The sequence below is a fragment of the Pseudomonas gingeri genome (genome assembly GCF_013385635.1).
Classification (GTDB): Bacteria; Pseudomonadota; Gammaproteobacteria; order Pseudomonadales; family Pseudomonadaceae; genus Aquipseudomonas; species Aquipseudomonas gingeri_A.
This window is the reverse complement of sequence record NZ_JACAPR010000011.1, coordinates 189804-210197: the sequence shown is the minus strand read 5'-3', so window position 1 is coordinate 210197 and position 20394 is coordinate 189804. Positions and strand designations below refer to the sequence as shown.

Annotated in this window: 17 protein-coding genes and 1 pseudogene; 12 read left to right on the top strand and 6 right to left on the bottom strand. The window is 64.0% G+C overall.

Annotated elements, in window-relative coordinates; translation table 11 throughout:
* The first annotated feature begins 3 nt into the window (after positions 1–3).
* From HX851_RS14935 to HX851_RS14915, 5 genes are all read left to right on the top strand, one after another.
* Complete coding sequence (locus HX851_RS14935; RefSeq protein WP_177065925.1) at positions 4–654, top strand: amino acid ABC transporter permease; 651 nt, start codon at positions 4–6, stop codon at positions 652–654.
* The gene (locus tag HX851_RS14930) at positions 647–1369 is read left to right on the top strand and encodes an amino acid ABC transporter ATP-binding protein (protein ID WP_177061023.1); all 723 of its coding nucleotides are present in this window, start codon (positions 647–649) and stop codon (positions 1367–1369) included. Before HX851_RS14935 ends, HX851_RS14930 begins: the two co-directional genes overlap by 8 nt.
* A 54-nt stretch (positions 1370–1423) precedes the next feature.
* Positions 1424–2452: a trans-3-hydroxy-L-proline dehydratase gene (locus HX851_RS14925; RefSeq protein ID WP_177065924.1), complete on the top strand. Its 1029-nt coding sequence runs from the start codon at positions 1424–1426 to the stop codon at positions 2450–2452.
* Positions 2453–2585: 133 nt separating this feature from the next.
* On the top strand, positions 2586–3503 hold the full coding sequence (locus tag HX851_RS14920) for a dihydrodipicolinate synthase family protein (protein ID WP_177061027.1): 918 nt from the start codon (positions 2586–2588) through the stop codon (positions 3501–3503).
* A gap of 206 nt (positions 3504–3709) precedes the next feature.
* Entirely contained in the window at positions 3710–5290 is a 1581-nt protein-coding gene (locus HX851_RS14915) for an aldehyde dehydrogenase (NADP(+)) (RefSeq protein ID WP_177061029.1), read from the top strand.
* Between the two features lie 145 nt (positions 5291–5435).
* Here HX851_RS14915 and HX851_RS14910 read toward each other — a convergent pair whose 3' ends face one another.
* Positions 5436–6443, bottom strand: a complete 1008-nt coding sequence (locus HX851_RS14910; protein WP_177065923.1) for an Ldh family oxidoreductase — start codon at positions 6441–6443, stop codon at positions 5436–5438.
* 323 nt (positions 6444–6766) lie between these two features.
* Positions 6767–8416, bottom strand: coding sequence for a malate dehydrogenase (quinone) (gene mqo, locus HX851_RS14905; RefSeq protein WP_177058126.1), 1650 nt, complete (start codon positions 8414–8416; stop codon positions 6767–6769).
* Positions 8417–9150: 734 nt separating this feature from the next.
* Between mqo and HX851_RS14900 the strand changes: the two genes are divergently transcribed.
* The 7 genes and pseudogenes from HX851_RS14900 to HX851_RS14870 all read left to right on the top strand — a co-directional run.
* Positions 9151–10170 carry a LacI family DNA-binding transcriptional regulator gene (locus HX851_RS14900; protein WP_177058103.1) on the top strand — a complete coding sequence of 340 codons (1020 nt, stop codon included), beginning with the start codon at positions 9151–9153 and terminating at the stop codon, positions 10168–10170.
* Positions 10154–11158: an ABC transporter substrate-binding protein gene (locus tag HX851_RS14895; RefSeq protein ID WP_177058102.1), complete on the top strand. Its 1005-nt coding sequence runs from the start codon at positions 10154–10156 to the stop codon at positions 11156–11158. Before HX851_RS14900 ends, HX851_RS14895 begins: the two co-directional genes overlap by 17 nt.
* Positions 11159–11188: 30 nt before the next feature.
* Positions 11189–12028 carry an ABC transporter permease gene (locus HX851_RS14890; protein WP_177065953.1) on the top strand — a complete coding sequence of 280 codons (840 nt, stop codon included), beginning with the start codon at positions 11189–11191 and terminating at the stop codon, positions 12026–12028.
* Positions 12025–12819, top strand: a complete 795-nt coding sequence (locus HX851_RS14885; protein ID WP_177065922.1) for an ABC transporter permease — start codon at positions 12025–12027, stop codon at positions 12817–12819. Before HX851_RS14890 ends, HX851_RS14885 begins: the two co-directional genes overlap by 4 nt.
* Positions 12816–13847 carry an ABC transporter ATP-binding protein gene (locus HX851_RS14880; protein WP_177065921.1) on the top strand — a complete coding sequence of 344 codons (1032 nt, stop codon included), beginning with the start codon at positions 12816–12818 and terminating at the stop codon, positions 13845–13847. Before HX851_RS14885 ends, HX851_RS14880 begins: the two co-directional genes overlap by 4 nt.
* 25 nt (positions 13848–13872) lie before the next feature.
* Complete coding sequence (locus HX851_RS14875; RefSeq protein WP_177065920.1) at positions 13873–14706, top strand: phosphodiesterase; 834 nt, start codon at positions 13873–13875, stop codon at positions 14704–14706.
* 90 nt (positions 14707–14796) lie between these two features.
* A pseudogene (locus HX851_RS14870) lies at positions 14797–15045 on the top strand (nuclease); the annotation flags it as partial.
* 172 nt (positions 15046–15217) lie between these two features.
* Here HX851_RS14870 and HX851_RS14865 read toward each other — a convergent pair.
* The 4 genes from HX851_RS14865 to HX851_RS14850 all read right to left on the bottom strand — a co-directional run bounded on the left by HX851_RS14865 (position 15218) and on the right by HX851_RS14850 (position 20324).
* The gene (locus tag HX851_RS14865; protein WP_177058098.1) at positions 15218–16348 is read right to left on the bottom strand and encodes an NAD(P)/FAD-dependent oxidoreductase; all 1131 of its coding nucleotides are present in this window, start codon (positions 16346–16348) and stop codon (positions 15218–15220) included.
* Between the two features lie 22 nt (positions 16349–16370).
* Positions 16371–17498, bottom strand: a complete 1128-nt coding sequence (locus HX851_RS14860; RefSeq protein WP_177065919.1) for an NADH:flavin oxidoreductase/NADH oxidase — start codon at positions 17496–17498, stop codon at positions 16371–16373.
* A gap of 13 nt (positions 17499–17511) precedes the next feature.
* The gene (locus HX851_RS14855) at positions 17512–18447 is read right to left on the bottom strand and encodes a dihydrodipicolinate synthase family protein (RefSeq protein WP_017129043.1); all 936 of its coding nucleotides are present in this window, start codon (positions 18445–18447) and stop codon (positions 17512–17514) included.
* Positions 18448–18614: 167 nt separating this feature from the next.
* Complete coding sequence (locus tag HX851_RS14850; RefSeq protein WP_177065918.1) at positions 18615–20324, bottom strand: FAD-dependent oxidoreductase; 1710 nt, start codon at positions 20322–20324, stop codon at positions 18615–18617.
* Positions 20325–20394 lie beyond the last annotated feature (70 nt).

Below are 20394 nucleotides of genomic sequence, written 5' to 3'. Positions count from 1 at the left end.
TTAATGTTTTCCACCAGTCTTACCTGGAATGACCTGTTGTTCCTGCTCAGCGGGGCCTGGGTCACCCTGCAACTGACGGTCTGGTCGATCCTGCTCGGCACGGTCGCCGGCCTCGCGTTCGGCCTGCTGCGCGCCCTGCTGCCAAGGGTCAGCCTGCCGCTGGCCTGGGTCCTGGACGTGTTCCGCAGCGTGCCGCTGCTGATCCAGTTCGTGCTGTTCAACTCGCTCAAGAGCATCGTCGGCCTGAACATCAGCGCCTTCACCGTCGGCTGCATCGTGCTCGGGATCTACGCCGCCGCGTACTTCACCGAGATCGTCCGCGGCGGCGTGCTCTCGGTGCCGCTGAGCGTGCGCCGGGCCAGCCGTTCGCTGGGCCTGAGCTACCTGCAGGACCTGCGCTGGATCGTCCTGCCGATGGCTTCGCGGGTGGCATTCCCCGGCTGGCTGAACCTGGTGCTCAGCGTCATGAAAGACACCGCGCTGGTGATGTGGATCGGCATCGTCGAACTGCTGCGCGCCTCGCAAACCATCGTCACCCGCATCCAGGAACCGCTGCTGGTGCTGTGCATCGCGGGCCTTATCTACTACGTCATGAGCCTGGTGGTCGCACGCCTGGGCGCTCGTCTGGAAAGAAGGTGGCAAGAAAATGATTGAGATCGACAACGTACACAAATCCTTCGGCGACCTGGAAGTGGTCAAGGGCGTCAGCCTGACAGTGAACAAGGGTGAGGTGGTGTCGATCATCGGCGGCTCCGGCTCCGGCAAGTCGACCCTGCTGATGTGCATCAACGGCCTGGAATCGATCCACAAGGGCAATATCCGCGTCGACGGTATCGAGGTCCACGACAAGGCCACCGACCTCAACCGCCTGCGACAGAAGATCGGCATCGTGTTCCAGCAGTGGAACGCCTTCCCGCATCTGACCGTGCTGGAAAACGTCATGCTGGCGCCGCGCAAGGTACTCGGCAGGAGCAAGCAGGAGGCCGAGGAACTGGCGGTACGGCAGCTGACCCACGTGGGTCTGGGTGACAAGCTCAAGACCTTCCCCGGCAAGCTCTCCGGCGGCCAGCAGCAACGCATGGCCATCGCCCGCGCCCTGGCCATGTCGCCGGACTACATGCTGTTCGACGAAGCCACCTCGGCCCTCGATCCGCAACTGGTGGGCGAGGTGCTGGACACCATGCGCATGCTCGCCGAAGACGGCATGACCATGGTCCTGGTCACCCATGAAATCCGCTTCGCCCGGGATGTCTCCGACCGCGTGGCGTTCTTTCGCAACGGCCTGGTGCACGAGATCGGCTCGCCCGACCAGGTCATCGGCAATCCCGTGCAGCCGGAAACGGCGGCGTTCCTCAAATCCGTGAAATAACCGCTCCCCCGTAGGAGCCGGCTCCTACAGAGTGAACAGACAGGAGGTGTATCAATGCGTTCATCGAAAATCGTTCATGTGGTCAGCTGCCACGCCGAAGGCGAAGTCGGCGATGTGATTGTCGGCGGCGTCGCCCCGCCGCCGGGCGCCACGGTATGGGAACAGTCGCGCTGGATCGCCCAGGATGAAACCCTGCGCAATTTCGTGCTCAACGAACCGCGCGGCGGGGTGTTCCGCCACGTCAACCTGCTGGTGCCGGCCAAGGACCCACGGGCGCAGATGGCCTGGATCATCATGGAGCCGGCCGATACCCCGCCGATGTCCGGTTCCAACTCGCTGTGCGTGTCCACCGTGCTGCTCGACAGCGGCATCCTGCCGATGACCGAACCGCAGACCCGGCTGGTGCTCGAAGCCCCCGGCGGGCTGATCGAAGCCGTGGCCGAGTGCAAGGACGGCAAGGTCCAGCGGGTGGAAATCAAGAACGTTCCGTCGTTCGCCGATCGCCTCGACGCCTGGATCGAAGTCGAAGGCCTGGGTTCGATCCAGATCGACACCGCCTATGGCGGCGACAGCTTCGCCATCGTCGATGCCCAGACCCTGGGCTTCCAGATTCGCCCCGACGAAGCCAAGGACATGGTCGAGATCGGCTTGAAGATCACCCGCGCCGCCAACGAACAGTTGGGGTTCGTCCATCCGCTGAACCCCGACTGGTCGCACATCTCCTTCTGCCAGATCGCCGCGCCCGTGGTCTACGAGAACGGTGTCGCCACCGGTGCCAACGCCGTGGTGATCCGCCCCGGCAAGATCGACCGCTCGCCCTGTGGCACCGGCTGCTCGGCGCGCATGTCGGTGTTGCAGGCCAAGGGCGTGCTGAAGGTCGGCGAGCGTTTTATCGGCCGCTCGATCATCGGTTCGGAGTTCCATTGCCGTATCGATTCCATGACCGAACTGGCCGGTCGCACAGCGATCTATCCGTGCCTGTCCGGTCGCGCCTGGATCACCGGGACCCACCAGTTGCTGCTCGACCCCGCCGATCCGTGGCCACAGGGCTACCGGCTGTCGGACACCTGGCCCGGCGCCTGAGTAACAACCCACTGCCTGACGGCTGATTGCAACAAAGCGGTGGCGCCAGCACGGCGCCCGGCGAAAAAACACTGGCTGAATTTTTTCACTTAAAACATCGTATACGAAATACTTTTAACCACTGGAGTTAATCATGAGCAAGCGCATCAACTGGAGCGGCGTCTTCCCGGCGGTCACCACTCAATTCAACGACGACTTTTCCATCAACCTGGAAAAGACCCACCAAGTGATCTCCAACGTGATCCGTGACGGCGTCTCGGGTCTGGTGGTCTGTGGTTCGGTGGGGGAAAACACCTCGCTGACCGCCGAGGAAAAGATCGCCGTGACCGAAGTCGCGGTGGACGCCTCCAAGGGCCGCGTGCCGGTGATCTGCGGCGTTGCCGAGTTCACCAGTGTGCAGGCGGCCAAGGTGGCCAATGCCGTGCGCAAGGTCGGTGTCGACGGCGTGATGCTGATGCCGGCGCTGGTCTACGGCTCCAAGCCGTTCGAGACCGCCGAGCACTACCGCTACGTGGCCAAGCACGCCGACGTGCCGCTGATGGTCTATAACAACCCGCCGATCTACAAAAACGACGTGACCCCGGACATCCTGATTTCCCTGGCCGACTGCGACAACGTGGTGTGCTTCAAGGACTCCTCCGGTGATACCCGGCGCTTTATCGACGTGCGCAATGAAGTCGGCGATCGTTTCGTGCTGTTCGCCGGTCTCGATGACGTGGTCCTGGAAAGCATTGCCGTGGGCGCCGAAGGCTGGGTCTCGGGCATGTCCAACGTGTTCCCCAAGGAAGGTGAAACCATCTTCCGCCTGGCCAAGGCCGGTCGCTTCGCCGAAGCCATGCCGATCTATGAGTGGCTGATGCCGATCCTGCACCTCGATGCCCGCGCCGACCTGGTGCAGTGCATCAAGCTGTGCGAAGCCATTGCCGGTCGCGGCAGCGCGCTGACCCGCCCACCGCGCCTGGCATTGCCGGAAGCGGACCGGGTGTTCGTCGAACAGATCATGGCCAAGGCCATGGCCAATCGGCCGGCATTGCCGGATGTAGGCCTCTGAATGAAAAGCCGGGAACAGCCTGCCAGAGCGGCAGTGGCTGTCCCGACGCTTTCGCGGGCAAGCCCGGCTCCTACAGTTTTGCGTCGTTTACAAACTTTGAATTCGACCGAGGCTCTGTAGGCGCCGGGCTTGCCCGCGAATAGGCCCTGCCCGCCACAGGAAATCCAAAGAGCTCGACACGAGCCCCTGATCAATCGGAGTTACCCATGCCCGAGATCCTCGGTCATAACTATATCGGTGGTGCCCGCAGCGCCGCCGGCACTGTCGTCCTGCACAGCCACGACGCCAGCAGCGACGAAGCCCTGCCCTACCGTTTTATCCAGGCCACCCCGGAAGAAGTGGACGCCGCCGCCAGGGCCGCCGCGACCGCCTATCCGATATATCGCTCCCTACCGGCCAGCCGCCGCGCCGAATTCCTCGAAGCCATCGCCAGCCATTTGGATGCCCTGGGCGACGACTTCATTGCCCTGGTCACCCGTGAAACCGCCCTGCCCAACGCACGTATCCAGGGTGAACGCGGACGTACCAGCGGGCAGATGCGCCTGTTCGCCAAGGTCCTGCGTCGTGGCGACTTCCACGGCGCGCGCATCGACCGCGCGCAACCCGAGCGCCAGCCGCTGCCGCGCGCCGACCTGCGTCAATACCGCATCGGCCTCGGCCCGGTGGCGGTGTTCGGTGCCAGCAACTTCCCGCTGGCCTTCTCCACCGCCGGCGGCGACACCGCTGCCGCCCTCGCCGCCGGCTGCCCGGTGGTGTTCAAGGCCCACAGCGGCCATATGGCAACCGCCGAGCGGGTCGCCGACGCGATCATCCGCGCCGCCGAGCAGACCGGCATGCCCCCGGGCGTGTTCAACATGATCTACGGTGGCGGGGTCGGCGAGGCGCTGGTCAAGCACCCGGCGATCCAGGCCGTCGGCTTTACCGGTTCGCTCAAGGGTGGCCGGGCCCTGTGCGACATGGCCGCGGCGCGCCCGCAACCGATCCCGGTATTCGCCGAGATGAGCAGCATCAATCCGGTGCTGGTCCTGCCCGAGGCACTGGCCATGCGCGGCGAGAGCATCGCCCGGGAACTGGCCGCCTCGGTGGTGCTCGGTTGCGGGCAGTTCTGTACCAATCCCGGGCTGGTGATCGGCTTGCGCTCGCCGGCGTTCAGCGCCTTTACCGAAAGCCTGACGGCCTTGATGGGCCAGCAACCGGCGCAGACCATGCTCAACAGCGGCACCCTCGGCAGCTATGAAAAAGGCCTCCAGGCGCTGCTCGCGCATCCGCGGATCACCCATCTGGCCGGTCAGCCGCAACAGGGCAAGCAGGCCTTGCCGCAGTTGTTCCAGGCCGATGCCGGCCTGTTGCTCAATGGCGATCCGCTGCTGCAGGAGGAAGTCTTCGGCCCGACGACCGTGCTGGTCGAAGTCGCTGACCGGGACGAGTTGCATCGCGCCTTGCAAGGGCTGCACGGTCAGCTGACGGCGACGTTGATTGCCGAATCCGGCGATCTGCAGACACATGCCGAGGTGCTGCCGCTACTCGAACAGAAGGTTGGCCGGGTGTTGTTCAACGGTTATCCGACCGGGGTCGAGGTGTGCGAGGCGATGGTCCATGGCGGACCGTATCCGGCGACGTCCGATGCCCGTGGCACCTCGGTCGGCACCCTGGCCATCGACCGTTTCCTGCGGCCGGTGTGCTACCAGAACTGCCCGGATGAATTGCTGCCGGATGCGTTGAAGAACGCCAACCCCCTGGGGATTGCCCGCCTGGTGGACGGCCAGAGCAGCCGCGAAGCCTGGTAAATGCCGGATGCGAAACCTGTAGGAGCCTGACTTGCCAGCGATGAGGCCCGCAAAACCACTAAAAGCTTCGGGGGCAAGCCCCTTCCCACACAAGCCCCCCTCCCACAGGGTCAGGGTTTCCAGCCTGCCCCTGGAGTGTCCCCTATCAGGCCAGCAGCACCTTGAGATCGTTGTACAACGCCGTGGGAATCTCCACGCCGTCCACCAGGCTGCGCGCCCGCGCTTCATAACGCCGTTGCGACGGCAACCGTGCCCCCTGCCCCTGGATACTCTCGAACAGGCTTTCGGCACGGGCCAGGTGCTGCTCGGTGGCGTCGCCAAGAAAGCGCCGGGGATCGAGGGCAATGATCAGTTCGCCATGGTACGGCGACGACTTGCTGCCACCGTCATAAGCCAGGGATTCGGCGCTGGTCAGGTCGCCGATCAGCGGCCCGGCGATCAACTCCACCATCGCTGCCAGCGCCGAGCCCTTGTGCCCGCCGAAAGTCAGCATCGCGCCCAGGTCGAGCACCACGTTCGGGTCTGTGCTGGGCTGCCCTTGGGCATCCACGCCCCAGCCTTCGGGAATCGTCTTGCCGGCACGCCGGTGCAGTTCGATCTCGCCCCGAGCAATGGCGCTGGTGGCGAAGTCGAAGACAAACGGATCGTGCCCCGCACGGGGCCAGCCAAAGGCAATCGGGTTGGTACCGAACACCGGCTGGTTGCCGCCCGCCGGAGCGACCCAGGCATGGCTCGGCGTACAGGCCAGCGCCACCAGGCCGGCCTCGGTCAGTTGCTCGATCTCGACCCAGAGCGCGGAAAAATGCACGCAACGATTGATCGCCATGGCGGCAATGCCATTGGCCCGGGCCTTGTCCTTGAGCAAGGGCAAGCCGGCCTGGAATGCCAGTTGGGAAAACCCGCCGGCCGCATCAACCCGTACGATCGACGGCGCCTGGTCGATCACCTCGGGCCGGGCATTGGCCTCGACCTTACCGGCCTTCAGCGAAGCGACGCAGCCGAGCACCCGGTACAGGCCATGGGAGGCGCAACCATCGCGCTCGCCGGCCGCCACGGTATCGGCCACGGCATCGGCATGGGCAAGGCTGAAACCGTTGTGCAGCAGGATCAGTTTGGCCAGGGCATGGGCCTGGTCCAGCGTCAGTCGAGTCATAGGTCACTCCAGAAAGAAGGGTTCCAGAGTTGCCCATGGACAAGCCTGAGGCTTGATCAGTTTGACCGCCCGGCATGACGAATTCGGCACAACCCCAACATGATCGTTGATCGTTCCCACGGTCCCCTTGGGCATGCAGCCCGTGACGCTCCGCGTCACAAGAGCGGACGCGGAGCGTCCAGAGAGGCATTCCCACTCGGGAGCGTGGGAGCGATCAACTTCAGGGGCGTGGGAACGCTCAGTCAATGATCGGAGGAGATGCAAAAACGCCACTCGGGCGAGTGGCGTTTTTGTGCAGCCTGTTGCGTTGACGCGGGCGTTACTTACAGCGCCATGTCAGCCTTCGGATTGTCCTCGGCCTTCGGCTTGTCGGCAGCGGCAGGAGCGGCCGGTGCCACTGCGGTCTGGCTGATCACCGGAGGGGTGGTCAGTTGCAGGACTTCAGCGGTGTAGTTCCACTCTTTCTGCACAGCCTCGGGACTGCTGTTCAGCTTGGTGCCGTAGCTAGGCACGATCTGGTGCAGCTTTTCCTGCCAGGCAGGGGTGGCCACCTTGTCCTTGAAGACCTTTTCCAGGATGGTCAGCATGATCGGCGCGGCGGTGGAAGCACCTGGCGATGCACCCAGCAGGCCGGCGATGCTGTTGTCCTTGGCGCTGACCACTTCGGTACCGAGCTTCAGGACGCCGCCCTTCTCTTCGTCACGCTTGATGATCTGCACGCGCTGACCGGCCTGCCACAGGCGCCAGTCTTCTTTCTTCGCCTCGGGGAAGTACTCCTTCAGGGCGTTGAAGCGATCGTCATCGGACATCATCAGTTGACCGCCCAGGTACTGGACCAGGTCGAACTGATCGATACCCACGCGGGTCATCGGCCAGACGTTGTGGGTGGTGGTGCTGGTCAGCAGGTCAAAGTACGAACCGTTCTTCAGGAACTTGGTGGAGAAGGTCGCGAATGGTCCGAACAGGATCACGCGCTTGCCATCCAGCACGCGGGTGTCCAGGTGCGGAACCGACATGGGTGGCGCGCCGGTCGAAGCGATACCGTAGGCCTTGGCCATGTGCTTGAGGGCGATGTCCTGGTTATCGGTGACCAGGAACGAACCGCCGACCGGGAAGGCCGCGTAGTCGTTGGCCTCGGGAATACCGGACTTCTGCAGCAGGTGCAGCGCACCGCCACCGGCACCGATGAACACGAACTTGGCGTCGGTCTGGGTTTCAGTACCGTCTTTCAGGTTCTTGTAGACCACACGCCAGCTGCCGTCTTCGTTGCGCTTGATGTCCTGTACTTCGCTGGACAGCTTGAGCTTGAAGTTCGGTTGCTGTTGCAGGTGGGCGACGTACTGGCGGGTGATCTCGCCGAAGTTCACGTCGGTGCCGATCGGCGTCCAGGTGGCGGCGATCTTCTGCTTCGGATCACGCCCTTCCATCATCAGCGGGACCCACTTCTTGATCTGCTCCTGATCTTCGGTGTACTGCATGCCGCTGAACAGCGGGCTGGTCTGCAGGGCCGTGTAGCGATCCTTGAGGAACTTGACGTTGTCATCGCCCCACATGAAGCTCATGTGCGGTGTCGAGTTGATGAACGAGTGCGGGTTCTTCAGCACGCCCTGACGGACCTGCCAGGACAGGAACTGACGGGTGATCTGGAACGATTCGTTGATCTCGATCGCCTTGGAGATGTCGATCTTGCCGTCTTTGCCGTACGGCGTGTAGTTCGACTCGGCCAGGGCCGAGTGACCGGTACCGGCGTTGTTCCAGCCATTGGAGCTTTCTTCGGCAACGCCATCGAGGCGCTCGACCATTTCCATCGACCAGTCAGGCTGCAGCTCGTTGAGCCAGATGCCCAGGGTCGAACTCATGATCCCGCCGCCGATCAGCAGCACATCGACCTTCTTGGCCTCGGCCGCGAACGAGGACGTGACCCCTATCGACAAGGCCAGGCCCAACAGCGCCTTGTTCACTTTTTTCAACATATAGTCATACCTACGATAGATCGCCATCCGCTCCTCCAGCCTTGCTCATGAGACATACCAGGCACACGGAACACCTGGATTCCCGCACTCGAAAGAACTGGAGAATGGGCACACAAGGCCGCCATCACTGGCATCGGCCTCACTTTTTATGTCGCTCCTGCGCTGACTTCTTATCGTTGTTGGCTTCAGCTGACTTGAGTGACATGAATTCTGTTGGTGCGTGGTCGCACACATTGTCGGCATCGCTGCCATCAGACTCCGGCACCATCGGACGAACAGGCCATTTGACGACCGCAGGGTCGCGAAATGCCCAGCCTCGGCTGCAATCTCGCGCAGGGAAAAGCGAAGAGACTGGCCAGCATCAATGGTGGCGGAAATGCCATTGTCCACGGGACGCGCAAATCCGTCAAAAAAAGCGTCTTGCTCCTACCTTTTTTTGACAAAAGCCTGACGTTGATTTCTTGTAAAACAGGGTAGCTGAACCTGATCATAGTGATCGTTATTGATCGTTCCCACGCTCTGCGTGGGAATGCAGCCCGTGACGCTCCGCGTCACCTGCAGAGCGGACGCGGAGCGTCCATTGAGGCATTCCCACGCTGGAGCGTAGGAACGATCAGCAACGATCAGCACATGCAGCCGACACCTGACATCAAACTGTCATAGCTCCTTTATCGGATCGCCATCTTCGATCCGTACTGTCGCAGGCCAATGAGATCGATCTCAAGGAAGCGACAATGACCGATTTGAAAGATGTAGCACGCCTGGCCGGCGTCTCCCGGGCGACCGCCGCCCGTACCTTCGCCAGCCCCGAAGTGGTGCGTCCGACCACCCGCGAGCAGGTCTTCGCCGCTGCCCGCGAACTGGGTTTCCGCCCCAATCACCTGGGCCGCCAGTTGCGCCTGCAACAGACCAACCTGATCGGCGTGATGGTCCCCAACCTGCTCAATCCGGTGTTCGCCGAGCAGTTCCAGGCCATGGAACGCGCGGCCCGGGCCTGGGGCTACAACCTGCTGCTGGCGACCACCGACTACGCCGCCGACCGCGAAAGCGCGGTGGTCGAGGAGTTGCTGCGCCAGCGGGTCGACGGCCTGATCCTGACCGTGACCGATGCCGAGCAGAACCCGCTGCTGGAAAGCCTGGCCCAGGAAGACACCCCCTTCGTGCTGGCCTATCACCAGCCGGACAACACCGACTACTGTGCGGTATCGGTCGACAACCGCGCCGGCATGGCCCTGGCCACGCGCTACCTGCTGGACGCCGGGCATACGCGGATCGGCATGGTCGCCGGCCCGGCCCTGCAGTCCGACCGTGCGCGCCTGCGTTACGCCGGCTACTGCGATGCCATGCAGGAACGCGGCCTGGCGCCGCTGCCAGTGATTGAAATGCCGGCGCATACCCGCGCCGACTTCACCGCTATCGAGCCTTTGCTGCGCGGTCCGCAGCCGCCAAGCGCGCTGGTCTGTTCCAACGACCTGCTGGCCATCAGCCTGATCGCCGAGTTGCGCCGCAACGGCTGGGGCGTGCCCGAGCGCTTGTCGGTCATCGGTTTCGACGGCATCGCCATCGGCACCCAGATGCACCCGACGCTGTGCAGCGTGGTCCAGCCGATCACCGCCCTGGCGAATACCGCCATCGAACACCTGCTGGCGCGCATCAACGGCGCCAACCCTACATCCCAATGCCTGCCCTGCCATATCCGGCCGGGCGAAAGTACCCGGCCCTACGAGGAAACGCCTCATGACCCTGCTCAGTAAGACCCTGGCGGCCCTGTTGCTCGGCGGCATCGCCAGCCTGGCCCACGCCGCCGAAACCGCCATCTGCTACAACTGCCCGCCGGAATGGGCGGACTGGGGCACCCAGCTCAAGGCGATCGCCGACAGCACCGGCGTCCAGGTGCCGCTGGACAACAAGAACTCCGGCCAGGCCCTGGCGCAACTGGTGGCCGAACAGGCCGCACCGGTGGCCGACGTCGTCTACTACGGCGTGACCTTCGGCCTGCAGGCGCAGAAAGCCGGGGTCCTGGGCGACTACAAGCCCAAGCACTGGGACGAGATCCCCGCCGGCCTGAAAGACCCGGCGGGACACTGGTTCGCGATCCACTCCGGCACCCTCGGCCTGATGGTCAACGTCGACGCCCTCGGCGGCCTGCCCGTGCCGCAAAGCTGGGCCGACCTGCTGAAACCCGAATACAAGGGCATGGTCGGCTACCTCGATCCGTCCAGCGCCTTTGTCGGTTATGTCTCGGCGGTCGCGATCAATCAGGCCATGGGTGGCACCCTGGACAACTTCGCCCCGGCCATCGACTACTTTCGCAAACTGGCGAAAAACGCTCCCATCGTGCCCAAGCAGACCGCCTATGCGCGGGTGCTCTCCGGTGAATTGCCGATCCTGGTGGACTACGACTTCAACGCCTACCGCGCCCGCTACAAGGACCAGGCCAACGTGGCCTTCGTGATCCCCAAGGAGGGCAGCCTCAGCGTGCCGTACGTGATGAGTCCGGTCGGCAATGCCCCGCATCGAGCCAACGCCGAGAAGGTCCTCGACTTCGTCCTTTCCGACCAGGGCCAGGCCTTGTGGGCCAACGCCTACCTGCGTCCGGTACGGCAGATGAAAATGCCCGCCGACGTCGCCGCACGCTTCCTTCCGGACAGTGATTACGCCCGTGCCGGCGTGGTCGACTACGAGCATATGGCCGCCGTCCAGGAAGCCTTCGCCGCCCGCTACCTTAACGAGGTGAAGTAAGTGGCGACATCGGTCGACAAGGCCCTCGCCATGCACCCCGGCAGCTGGCCACGACTGCGCCTGCCGCCGGCGGTAATCTGGGCGCTGGCCCCGGCCATGGCGCTGCTGCTGGCGTTCTGGCTGCTACCACTGGCCCACCTGATCCTGCTCGGCACGCAAAGCCGTGACGCCGCCGGCAGCGGCTACTGGCAGGTGCTGAGCAGCGCACAGTACCTGGGCAGCCTGGTGCAGACCGGCCTGCTGGCGGCGCTGACCACCCTGGTCGCCCTGCTGATCGGCGGCGTCAGTGGCGTGTTCCTGGCCCGGCAACGGTTCTTCGGCCGCTCGGCGCTGGTGGCCCTGCTGACCTTTCCCCTAGCCTTTCCCGGCGTGGTCGTGGGTTTCCTGGTAATCCTCCTGGCCGGGCGCCAGGGTCTGTTCGCCCAGTTCGGCCTGCAACTGGCCGGCGAGCGCTGGATCTTCGCCTACTCATTGACCGGGCTGTTTATCGGCTACCTGTATTTCTCCATTCCCCGGGTGATCCTGACGGTGATGGCCGCCTGCGAAAGCCTCGACCGCAGCCTGGAAGAAGCCGCCCATTCCCTCGGCGCCGGGCATTGGCGGGTGGTCTGCGACGTGATCGTACCGGGCCTGGCGCCGGCGCTGGTGTCCTGCGGGGCGATCTGCTTCGCCACCTCGATGGGGGCGTTCGGCACCGCCTTCACCCTCGGTACCCGGCTCAATGTCACTCCGGTGGCGATCTACAACGTGTTCACCAACTACGCCAACTTCGCCGTCGCCGCGGCGCTGTCCGTGGTGCTGGGGGGCGTGACCTGGGCGGTACTGCTGCTGGCGCGGCGCCTGGTCAAACAGGCGAGGACCGTCCTTTGAAACGTTCAGGCCTGTTTTTCGCGCAACTGCTGTTCACCCTGCTGGTCTGCGCCTTCATGTTGGTGCCGGTGCTGCTGTCGTTGCTCGCCGGGGTGACCCGCAACTATTTCCAGGGGCCTTCCAGCGGCCTGACCTTCGACTGGCTGCTGCAGGTCTGGCAGGCCTACTCCGGCACCGTCTGGCTGTCCCTGCAACTGGCCCTGGCCTGCGCCCTGTGCGTGTGCATCGTTGGCGTGCCGGCGGCCTACGCCCTGGTGCGGATGAACAACCGTTTCAGTCGCGCCTTCGAGGAACTGATGGTACTGCCGGTGGCCATGCCGGGCCTGGCCAGTGCCCTGGCACTGCTGCTGACCTACGGTCAGTTCGGCGCCTTTCGGGGCAGTTGGCTGTTTATCCTGGTGGGTCATGTGCTGTTCACCCTGCCTTTCCTGGTGCGCCCGGTGATGGCGGTGATGCAGCGCCAGCACTTGCCGGTGCTCGAAGAAGCCGCGGCGAGCCTGGGTGCCGGTCCGCTGCGGCGGTTCTTTACCGTGGTGGTACCCAACAGCCGTGCCGGCATTCTCGCCGGGGTGCTGATGGTGGTCACCCTGTCCCTGGGTGAATTCAACCTGACCTGGATGCTGCACACCCCGATGACCAAGACCTTGCCGGTGGGCCTGGCCGACAGCTACGCCTCGGCGCGGCTGGAAGTCGCCAGTGCCTACACCCTGATTTTCCTGTTGCTGATCGTGCCGCTGCTGATTGCATTGCAGGCCATCAGCGCCCGTCTGTCCCGTGGAGAACGTCGATGACCGGCACCACCATTCGCCTGCAAGGCTGCCGCAAGGCCTTTTCCGACGGCACCGTCGCCGTGCACGACCTGAACCTGACCATCGAACCGGGGGAAACCCTGGCGATCCTCGGCCCGTCCGGCTGCGGCAAGACCACCACCCTGCGCCTGATCGCCGGGCTGGAGCGCCCCGACAGCGGGCAGATCTGGTTCGGCGACGAGGATGTCACCCGCGTGCCCATCGAGCGGCGCGACGTCGGCATGGTATTCCAGAACTACGCGCTGTTTCCCAACCTCAACGTCGCCGACAACGTGGCCTATGGGCTCAAGGTCCGGGGCATGCCCCCGGCTGAACGCCATAAGCGCTGCGCCGAACTGCTGGAACTGGTGGGCCTGGGCGAGCACGGCCAGCGCGGTATTCACGAACTGTCCGGCGGCCAGCGCCAGCGGGTCGCCCTGGCCCGTGCGCTGGCGCCACGTCCCAGGGTCCTGCTGCTGGACGAGCCGTTGGCGGCCCTGGATGCACAACTGCGCGAACGCCTGCGCAGCGAGCTGGACCAGTTGCTGCGCAGCCTCGGCATCACCTCGGTATTCGTCACCCACGACCAGGGCGAAGCCATGGCCCTGGGCGACCGCATCCTGGTCATGGAACAGGGCCGCATCGCGCAACTGGGCAGTCCACGGGAGATCTACCAGAAACCGGCCAACCCGTTTGTCGCCGGTTTCGTCGGCAACCTCAATGCCTTCGCGGTGCTCGAGCGTACCCGCGATGGCCTGAAAGTCAGCGGCGGCGAACTGCCCTGGAGCGGCTCGCACCTGCCCGTCACGGTCTATTGCCGCCCGGAACACCTGCGGGTGATGGAAGGCGACGGTCATCTGCGCGGTCGTTTGTTGGGGCAGTTTTTCCAGGGCGCGCAGAGCCGCCTGCTGGTGGATATCGGCGGCGCACAACCGCTGCTGGTGGACAGCACCGACCCGCAGATCCATGCCACCGGGGCGTCTATCGCCCTGGCCATCGAACCGCAGACGCTGTTCACCCTGCACTCGTGATGATTTCTCCGGACAAGAGGCTTTTGTGAATTCTTCGTTTCTTATCGCCCAGATCAGCGACCTGCACCTCAAGGCCGGCCAGCGCCTGACGTACGGAGTGGTCGATACCCTCGGCGCCCTGCGCCGCGCCGTCGACCAACTGAACACCAGCGTCCCGCGTGCCGACATCGTGGTGATCAGCGGCGACCTGGTGGACTTCGGCCGGCCGGATGAATACGCCGTACTGCGCCCCGAACTCGCCCGCTTGCAGATGCCCTGCTACGTCGTGCCCGGTAACCACGACGTGCGTGAACACCTGCTGGCGGGCTTGCCAGAGCACGACTACCTGCCCCGCTCGGCGTCGGGACCTCTGGACTGGGTGGTGGACAAACATCCGGTACGCTTGATCGGCCTGGACTCGACCACGCCTGGTGCCCATGGCGGGTGTGTGCGAGACAGCCAGCTCGAGTGGCTGGATGAGCAATTGGCACGCCGTCCCGAAGTACCGACGCTAGTGATCCTGCATCACCCGCCATTTATCACCGGGATCGGCCATATGGACCGCGAGTCCTTTCAAAACGCCGCGGCGCTGGAGGCCGTGATCGCCCGGCATCCGCAGGTAGAACGGCTGCTGTGCGGACATATGCATCGCCCCATGCAGCGACGGTTCGGCGGCAGTATCAGCAGCGTTTGCCCAGGGACATCCCATCAGATCGTGCTCGACCTGCAGGACACCGCCCCCGCGCATTTCAACCTGGAACCGGCGGGGTATCTGCTGCACGCCTGGCATCCGCAGCGCGGGTTGGTAACCCATAACGGAGTGTTCGGCGAGTATCCGGGGCCGTATCCGTTTTACGATGGCAATGGGTTGATCGACTGAGCACCTGAAGGTAACCCGGGCCAAACACACATCCATATCGTCCATTGCCCCTTGTGGCGGCTGGACAAGCAAGTCTACCGCCGCCTGCACAACGTCACCCAGGGCATCGGCTTTATTTCCTACATCAAGTCATTCCGCCAACAGGTATTCAGCGAAGCCGAAGTCAACGCGCTGGTGCACGCCCTGCAAACCGGCCGCCGTGCACCGTCCCTGGCGACTCATCGCGAGCATGTGCAGAACCTGAAGCGCCGTGAAGATCCCCACGCCGAACGGCAATGCCCGAAGTGCGGCAATGCGCTGGTGATCCGCGTCGTGAAATCAGGGCCAAAGGCGGGGTAACAATTCCGGGGGTGTTCGCTGTTTCCAAAATGCAGAGTGATGCAAGACCTGTAGAAGAGACATCAACAATTGAAGAGCGTCCCTCGGTCGCTGAAAGAAAGTTGTGGGCGGTGTTGTCCTTTACGACATCAGGGAAACGACACCCCAGTTCTGCTCTTCGTCAGCTCGCCCTTCACTGATACAGGAACGGCCGATAATCGATGTCCAGGGGCACCGGTTTGTCTTGCACCAGGCTGGCGATAATGCGGGCGACGATCGGCCCGGCGGTGAAGCCCATCCAGGGAAAGAAACCCATGAAGAATCCCGGGACGCCGGGAGCTTCACCGAGAATAGGGCGCCAGTCGTCAGTGCCGTTGACCACCGCCGCCCAGGTGCGGATTACCCGCAGCGGACCCAGCGCCGGCACGGTCTGCAGGGCCAGGGCCATGTTCTGCGCCAGCGAGTCGGGATCGGTCACCGGATGCCCGCGACCGTGCCAGCGCGCCGGCCAGCCACCGCCGATCAACACCGAGCCGATGGCGTTCTGCTTGAGCGTGAGCTTCTCCCCCGCCGAGTACACCAGATGCGCAATCAACGGTCCGGTCTGCTCGGTCACCGCGACCTGAATCGCAAAACCCTGCACGTCCGTATGGATGCCCAGCATGGCGGCAATCCGCCCGGCATCGGCGCCCGCCGCATTGACCACGCGACGCGCCACCAGGTCCTCGCCGGCCAGCCGCACGCGGAAGTTCTGCTGGCCCTGCTCGATACCGATGACCTCGCTGTGCCGGCGGAATTTCGCCCCCAGGCGCTTCGCCGCGTCGGCGTACGCCAGCGTTGCAATCAACGGACTCGCCTTGCCTTCGATCGGACAGAACGCGCCGCCGAGTACCCGGTCCGAGAGATACGGCGCCAGTTCGCGCACGGCCGCCTGATCGAGCAGGTTGACCTCCAGCCCATGCTCGCGTTCGAGCGCCGCCTTGGCCTCGATTTCACGCAACTGCTGCTCACTGGTCGCCACCAGCAGGCCGCCCTTGGTCGAGACTTCGAGGTCGACACCAAGCTCCTTGGGCAGTTCGTGCCACATGGCGATGGAACGCGCCATCAAACCGATGCTCGGGGCGAACCGCCGCGCCCACTCGGGGCCCTTGTTGACGAACGGGTCGTGGGGAATCTGTGCATGCAGGCTGCCGGCATTCGAACCCGACGCCTGGGTATTGAGTTCGGTGCGCTCCAGCACCAGCACATCAACGCCGTCCTTCGCCAGGTAATAGGCCGTGGCACAGCCGACCAGGCCGCCGCCGATGACAATCACATCGGCCATGGAAACAACTCCGCTTCATCACTCATGTGGCTTTCACCTGCGTGTGTGCCTGACGGCGGGCGAGAAAAAAACCGTGGGATCTCGGCAACAGATCATGGGCGTCAGGGATCTGCAGTTCCAGCGCCGCGTGATAGGCGAAGCTCGGATCATCCAGCAATGCCCGCCCCAATGCCACCAGGTCGGCGGCACCGTCGACAATCACCTGGTTGGCCTGCCGTGCCTCGGTAATCAACCCGACCGCCATGGTTGCCACCTGGGCTTCGGCACGGATTCGCGTGGCGTACGGCACCTGGTGCCCCGGCAAGGCCACCGTGGCGGAACGCGCGACCGGACCCAGGATCCCGCCCGCCGAGCAATCCACCAGATCAACGCCTTCGGCCGCCAGCAGCGCGGCCAGGCGCACGCTGTCATCCAGGCCGATACCGCCCTCGCCGTCGTCCACGCAAGAGGCCCGGTACCACACCGGCATGCTCGCAGGGACCACGGCGCGTACAGCGCGCACGACCTCCAGCGCGAGCCGTGCGCGGTTGGCAAAATCGCCACCGTAGGCATCGTCACGACGGTTGGCCAACGGCGAAAAAAATTCATGGATCAGATAGCCATGCGCCCCATGGATTTCGACAAAATCCAGCCCCGCTTCAACCGCCCGACGAGCGCCGTCGGCGAACGCCTGGATGACCTGCCGGATGTCATCGAGACTGGCCGCCTGCGGCGTCGGCCAATCAGCGGCATGGGCCAGTGCCGAAGGCGCCAGTGTCGGCCAGGCCGGGGTTGCCGTGCCTGCGCCCAACGGACCGCTGCCGAGCCAGGGTACCGCCGAACTGGCCTTGCGTCCGGCATGGGCCAGTTGCACGCCCAGCGGCACGTCATGCTGATGATAGAGTTCGGCGATGCGCCGCAGGCCGGGGATCTGCTGGTCGCTCCAGATCCCCAGGCAACCGGGGCTGATGCGACCCTCGCGTGTCACCGCGGTGGCTTCGAGCAACGCACCGCCGATCCCGCCCAGGGCGAACCGGGCGTGATGGGCGTAGTGCCAATCATTGATCAGGCCTTCGACAGCCTGGTACTGACACATCGGCGACACCACCAGGCGATTGCGAAAACGCACGCCGCGGGAGTCGAAAGGCGTGAACAATGGTGGACGGCTCATCCCTGCCCCCTGATCACTTCGCCGCTTGGGCAGCAACGTAGCTATTGATGTCATCGATGATGCTGACGATCCGCGCGCGACGGTCCAGGCCTTCCTGACCGAGTTCTGCGAACTGCGTCAACGGCGCGCGTACATCGCCGACCGGGTAACCCTGCGATGCCGCCAGGGCTTTCGAATAGCACTGATGACCATAGGTGGGGTGACCTTCGGCAATGATGTGATCGAAGCTGCTGATCATCGCCTGGATCTTGCCCGCTTCCTGCAGCTTGCCTTCGACCAGAGCTTCCCAGAGGCGCGTCGACGCCCGCGGAATGTAGTTGGCGTAAGGGTTCACGTAACCCACCGCACCGAGCAGAAAGCTCTCGACCGGACGCTCGCCGGCAAACACGTTCATCACCCCTTCGGTGCCTTCGACGATGTCATAGATGCGCCCGACATCCATGCTCGCTTCCTTGATGTAGCGCACGTTGTCAAAGGCCTTGGTCATGCGCGCGACGAGCGCGGCGGACATATCGACGTTGGTGGTCACCGGGTTGTTGTAGAGCATGATCGGCAGCGAGGTCGACTCGGAAATCGCCCGGTAGTACTTGAAGATTTCGTCTTCGGTCGGGGTGTAGTAATACGGCGGCGCAATCATGAAACCGTCGGCACCCAGCGCTTCGGCTTCACGGGTGTAACGCACGGCGTTGGGGGTGTAGGCGTCCATGGTGCCCACCAGCACGTCGATACGGCCATTGACCAGTTTCACCGTGGTTTCGATGTACTGGGTGCGCTCATCGTCGGAGATGGTCAGGAACTCGCCCGTGGTACCGAGAATGATGATGCCCGGCGAACCCGAGGCGATTTGCCATTCGATAAACGCGGCGAGCGCCTTGTAATCGATCTGGCTGCCGTCAGCGGTAAATGGCGTCACTGTCACGCCGTAGCTGCCGCGAAATTCTTTGCTCATGCTTGACTCCGATTTTCGTACGTTTGTGCGCGGAAAAGATCAACGTTCGCGCATTTATGTCAATCAATGACGTTCTTACTGCCAAACCAACTCGAAAAGCCTTATTCGAAGCGACAGAATCCTGCACATCCTGAAATGGATGTTACCATGGCGAACATTAGTTCGCTTTATGGGGCGTGATTTTTTTCCAACGAACCCGCCAGTTCGGCGATGGTCACCGGCTTGACCGGCAAGCGCGGAGCAAAGCCGGACCACTCCGAGCGGGTCGACCCGTTGAGTTCACAGACCTTCTCGTCGAGCGTGGCCGCGCAATAGCGTCCCTGGCAGCGCCCCATGCCGATCCGTGTGTGCCGCTTGATGGCGCCGACCGTACTGATGCCATCGTCCAGCGCCTGCTGCAGCGTGGCAAAACTGACTTCTTCACAGCGACAAACCAGGCATCCACCCTTGGCTGTCGCAGTCATCGCCGGCGGTTTTGCATCGGCCTTGTACAGCGTCCACAACGCCTTCTGGAATGCCCGCTGCCGCTTGAGCTCGGCTTCGGCTTCGCGGCTGCTTTCGTGCAACTCGCCGGACAGTTTGAAACCACTGGAGACGGCGGCTTCCAGGCCGACCATGCGTCCTTCGGCCAATGCGGCCCTGGCACCACCCAGCCCCGTGCAATCGCCCAGGGCAAATACGCCGTCGATATCGGTCTGGCCGCGCGTATCGCGGCGGGTCACCAGTTGCCGGCGCTGCGCGTCGTAATCGTGAGCGCAGCCCAGGGCCCGCAGCAGCTCATTGGCCGGTTCGAAGCCGTAGCCGAGGCACACACAGTCGACCTCGAAAGTATCCGGCAGCGGCAGGCCGTCGATATCACACAGGCTGACCCTCAGTTTCTCGTCCTGGGCCTGGATACCGGCGACCAATGCCTGGTGAATCATCCGGCCCTTGCCGCGCAGCAATGCCAGGCGATACGCCAGGCCTTGCAGTATCAATCCCGGCGCGGCGACGGCCATGCGCGCCAGACTGGCCAGCGTCGCCATGCCTGGTGCGGCAGCGGCCTCGACCACCGCCACCACCGTCGCACCGCCCGCCCGCAACTCTGCCGCCAGTTGCAGGTTCAGGGGGCCATTGCCGGCGATCAACACCCGCCGCCCCGGCAGACGCCGGGCGGTACGCCACAATGTCTGTGCCGCACCCGTGGTCATCACCCCCGGCAAGGTCCAGCCCGGCACCTGCCAGCCACGTTCATAGGCACCGGTTGCAATCACCGTGCTGCGCGGTTTCCAGCGTTGGGTATGACCGTTGATAACGACACCGTATTCGCCAGGCTCGAATGCCCCCCAGACCAGCGCGTCGCCAATCAATTCGACACCCGCGGCCCGCACCTCGGCGATCAGCCTGGCACCTTGTCGATGCTGGCGGTCGGGCGGCGCTATGTCCGGCCCTTCGACACTGACCTGCTTGTAATACTGCCCTCCGGCAATGCTTCGCTCATCCACCACGACCACGCTGGCACCCGCCTGTCGTGCCGCCAACGCTGCAGACAGGCCGCCCGGCCCGGCACCGATCACCAGGACATCCGGCGTGCGCACCGGTATCGGTTCGATCACCACGTTCTGTGTCACATCCAGCGGCAGCGGTGTATTGGCGATGCTGCGCCTGACACTGATCGGCGCCACGACCTTGGTCATGCACGCACGCTGGTTCGGCCGACCGTCGATGTCGACCAGGCACTCCTGGCACACGCCCATCCCGCAGAAAATCCCGCGACAGGCGCCGCCCCGGGTTTCCCGAAAATGCCGCACACCGCCAGCGATCAGGGCCGCCGCCAACGACTCGCCGGGGCGGGCCGTGTACACGGTGCCTTCGAAAGTGATAGCAATGCCTTTCATCAAGCCTCTCCAACAGCGGTCGGTCCGCACGCCCCGAAACCGCCGGGGCGTGGCAACACGGGGATGAGTC

Coding starts and splice junctions, on each gene's coding strand:
- HX851_RS14920 (WP_177061027.1), top strand. CDS start 2,586: ATGAGCAAGCGCATCAACTGGAGCGGCGTCTTCCCGGCGGTCACCACT.
- HX851_RS14850 (WP_177065918.1), bottom strand. CDS start 20,324: ATGAAAGGCATTGCTATCACTTTCGAAGGCACCGTGTACACGGCCCGC.
- HX851_RS14860 (WP_177065919.1), bottom strand. CDS start 17,498: ATGAGCCGTCCACCATTGTTCACGCCTTTCGACTCCCGCGGCGTGCGT.
- HX851_RS14925 (WP_177065924.1), top strand. CDS start 1,424: ATGCGTTCATCGAAAATCGTTCATGTGGTCAGCTGCCACGCCGAAGGC.
- mqo (WP_177058126.1), bottom strand. CDS start 8,416: ATGTTGAAAAAAGTGAACAAGGCGCTGTTGGGCCTGGCCTTGTCGATA.
- HX851_RS14880 (WP_177065921.1), top strand. CDS start 12,816: ATGACCGGCACCACCATTCGCCTGCAAGGCTGCCGCAAGGCCTTTTCC.
- HX851_RS14910 (WP_177065923.1), bottom strand. CDS start 6,443: ATGACTCGACTGACGCTGGACCAGGCCCATGCCCTGGCCAAACTGATC.
- HX851_RS14855 (WP_017129043.1), bottom strand. CDS start 18,447: ATGAGCAAAGAATTTCGCGGCAGCTACGGCGTGACAGTGACGCCATTT.
- HX851_RS14900 (WP_177058103.1), top strand. CDS start 9,151: ATGACCGATTTGAAAGATGTAGCACGCCTGGCCGGCGTCTCCCGGGCG.
- HX851_RS14915 (WP_177061029.1), top strand. CDS start 3,710: ATGCCCGAGATCCTCGGTCATAACTATATCGGTGGTGCCCGCAGCGCC.
- HX851_RS14895 (WP_177058102.1), top strand. CDS start 10,154: ATGACCCTGCTCAGTAAGACCCTGGCGGCCCTGTTGCTCGGCGGCATC.
- HX851_RS14890 (WP_177065953.1), top strand. CDS start 11,189: ATGCACCCCGGCAGCTGGCCACGACTGCGCCTGCCGCCGGCGGTAATC.
- HX851_RS14930 (WP_177061023.1), top strand. CDS start 647: ATGATTGAGATCGACAACGTACACAAATCCTTCGGCGACCTGGAAGTG.
- HX851_RS14935 (WP_177065925.1), top strand. CDS start 4: ATGTTTTCCACCAGTCTTACCTGGAATGACCTGTTGTTCCTGCTCAGC.
- HX851_RS14865 (WP_177058098.1), bottom strand. CDS start 16,348: ATGGCCGATGTGATTGTCATCGGCGGCGGCCTGGTCGGCTGTGCCACG.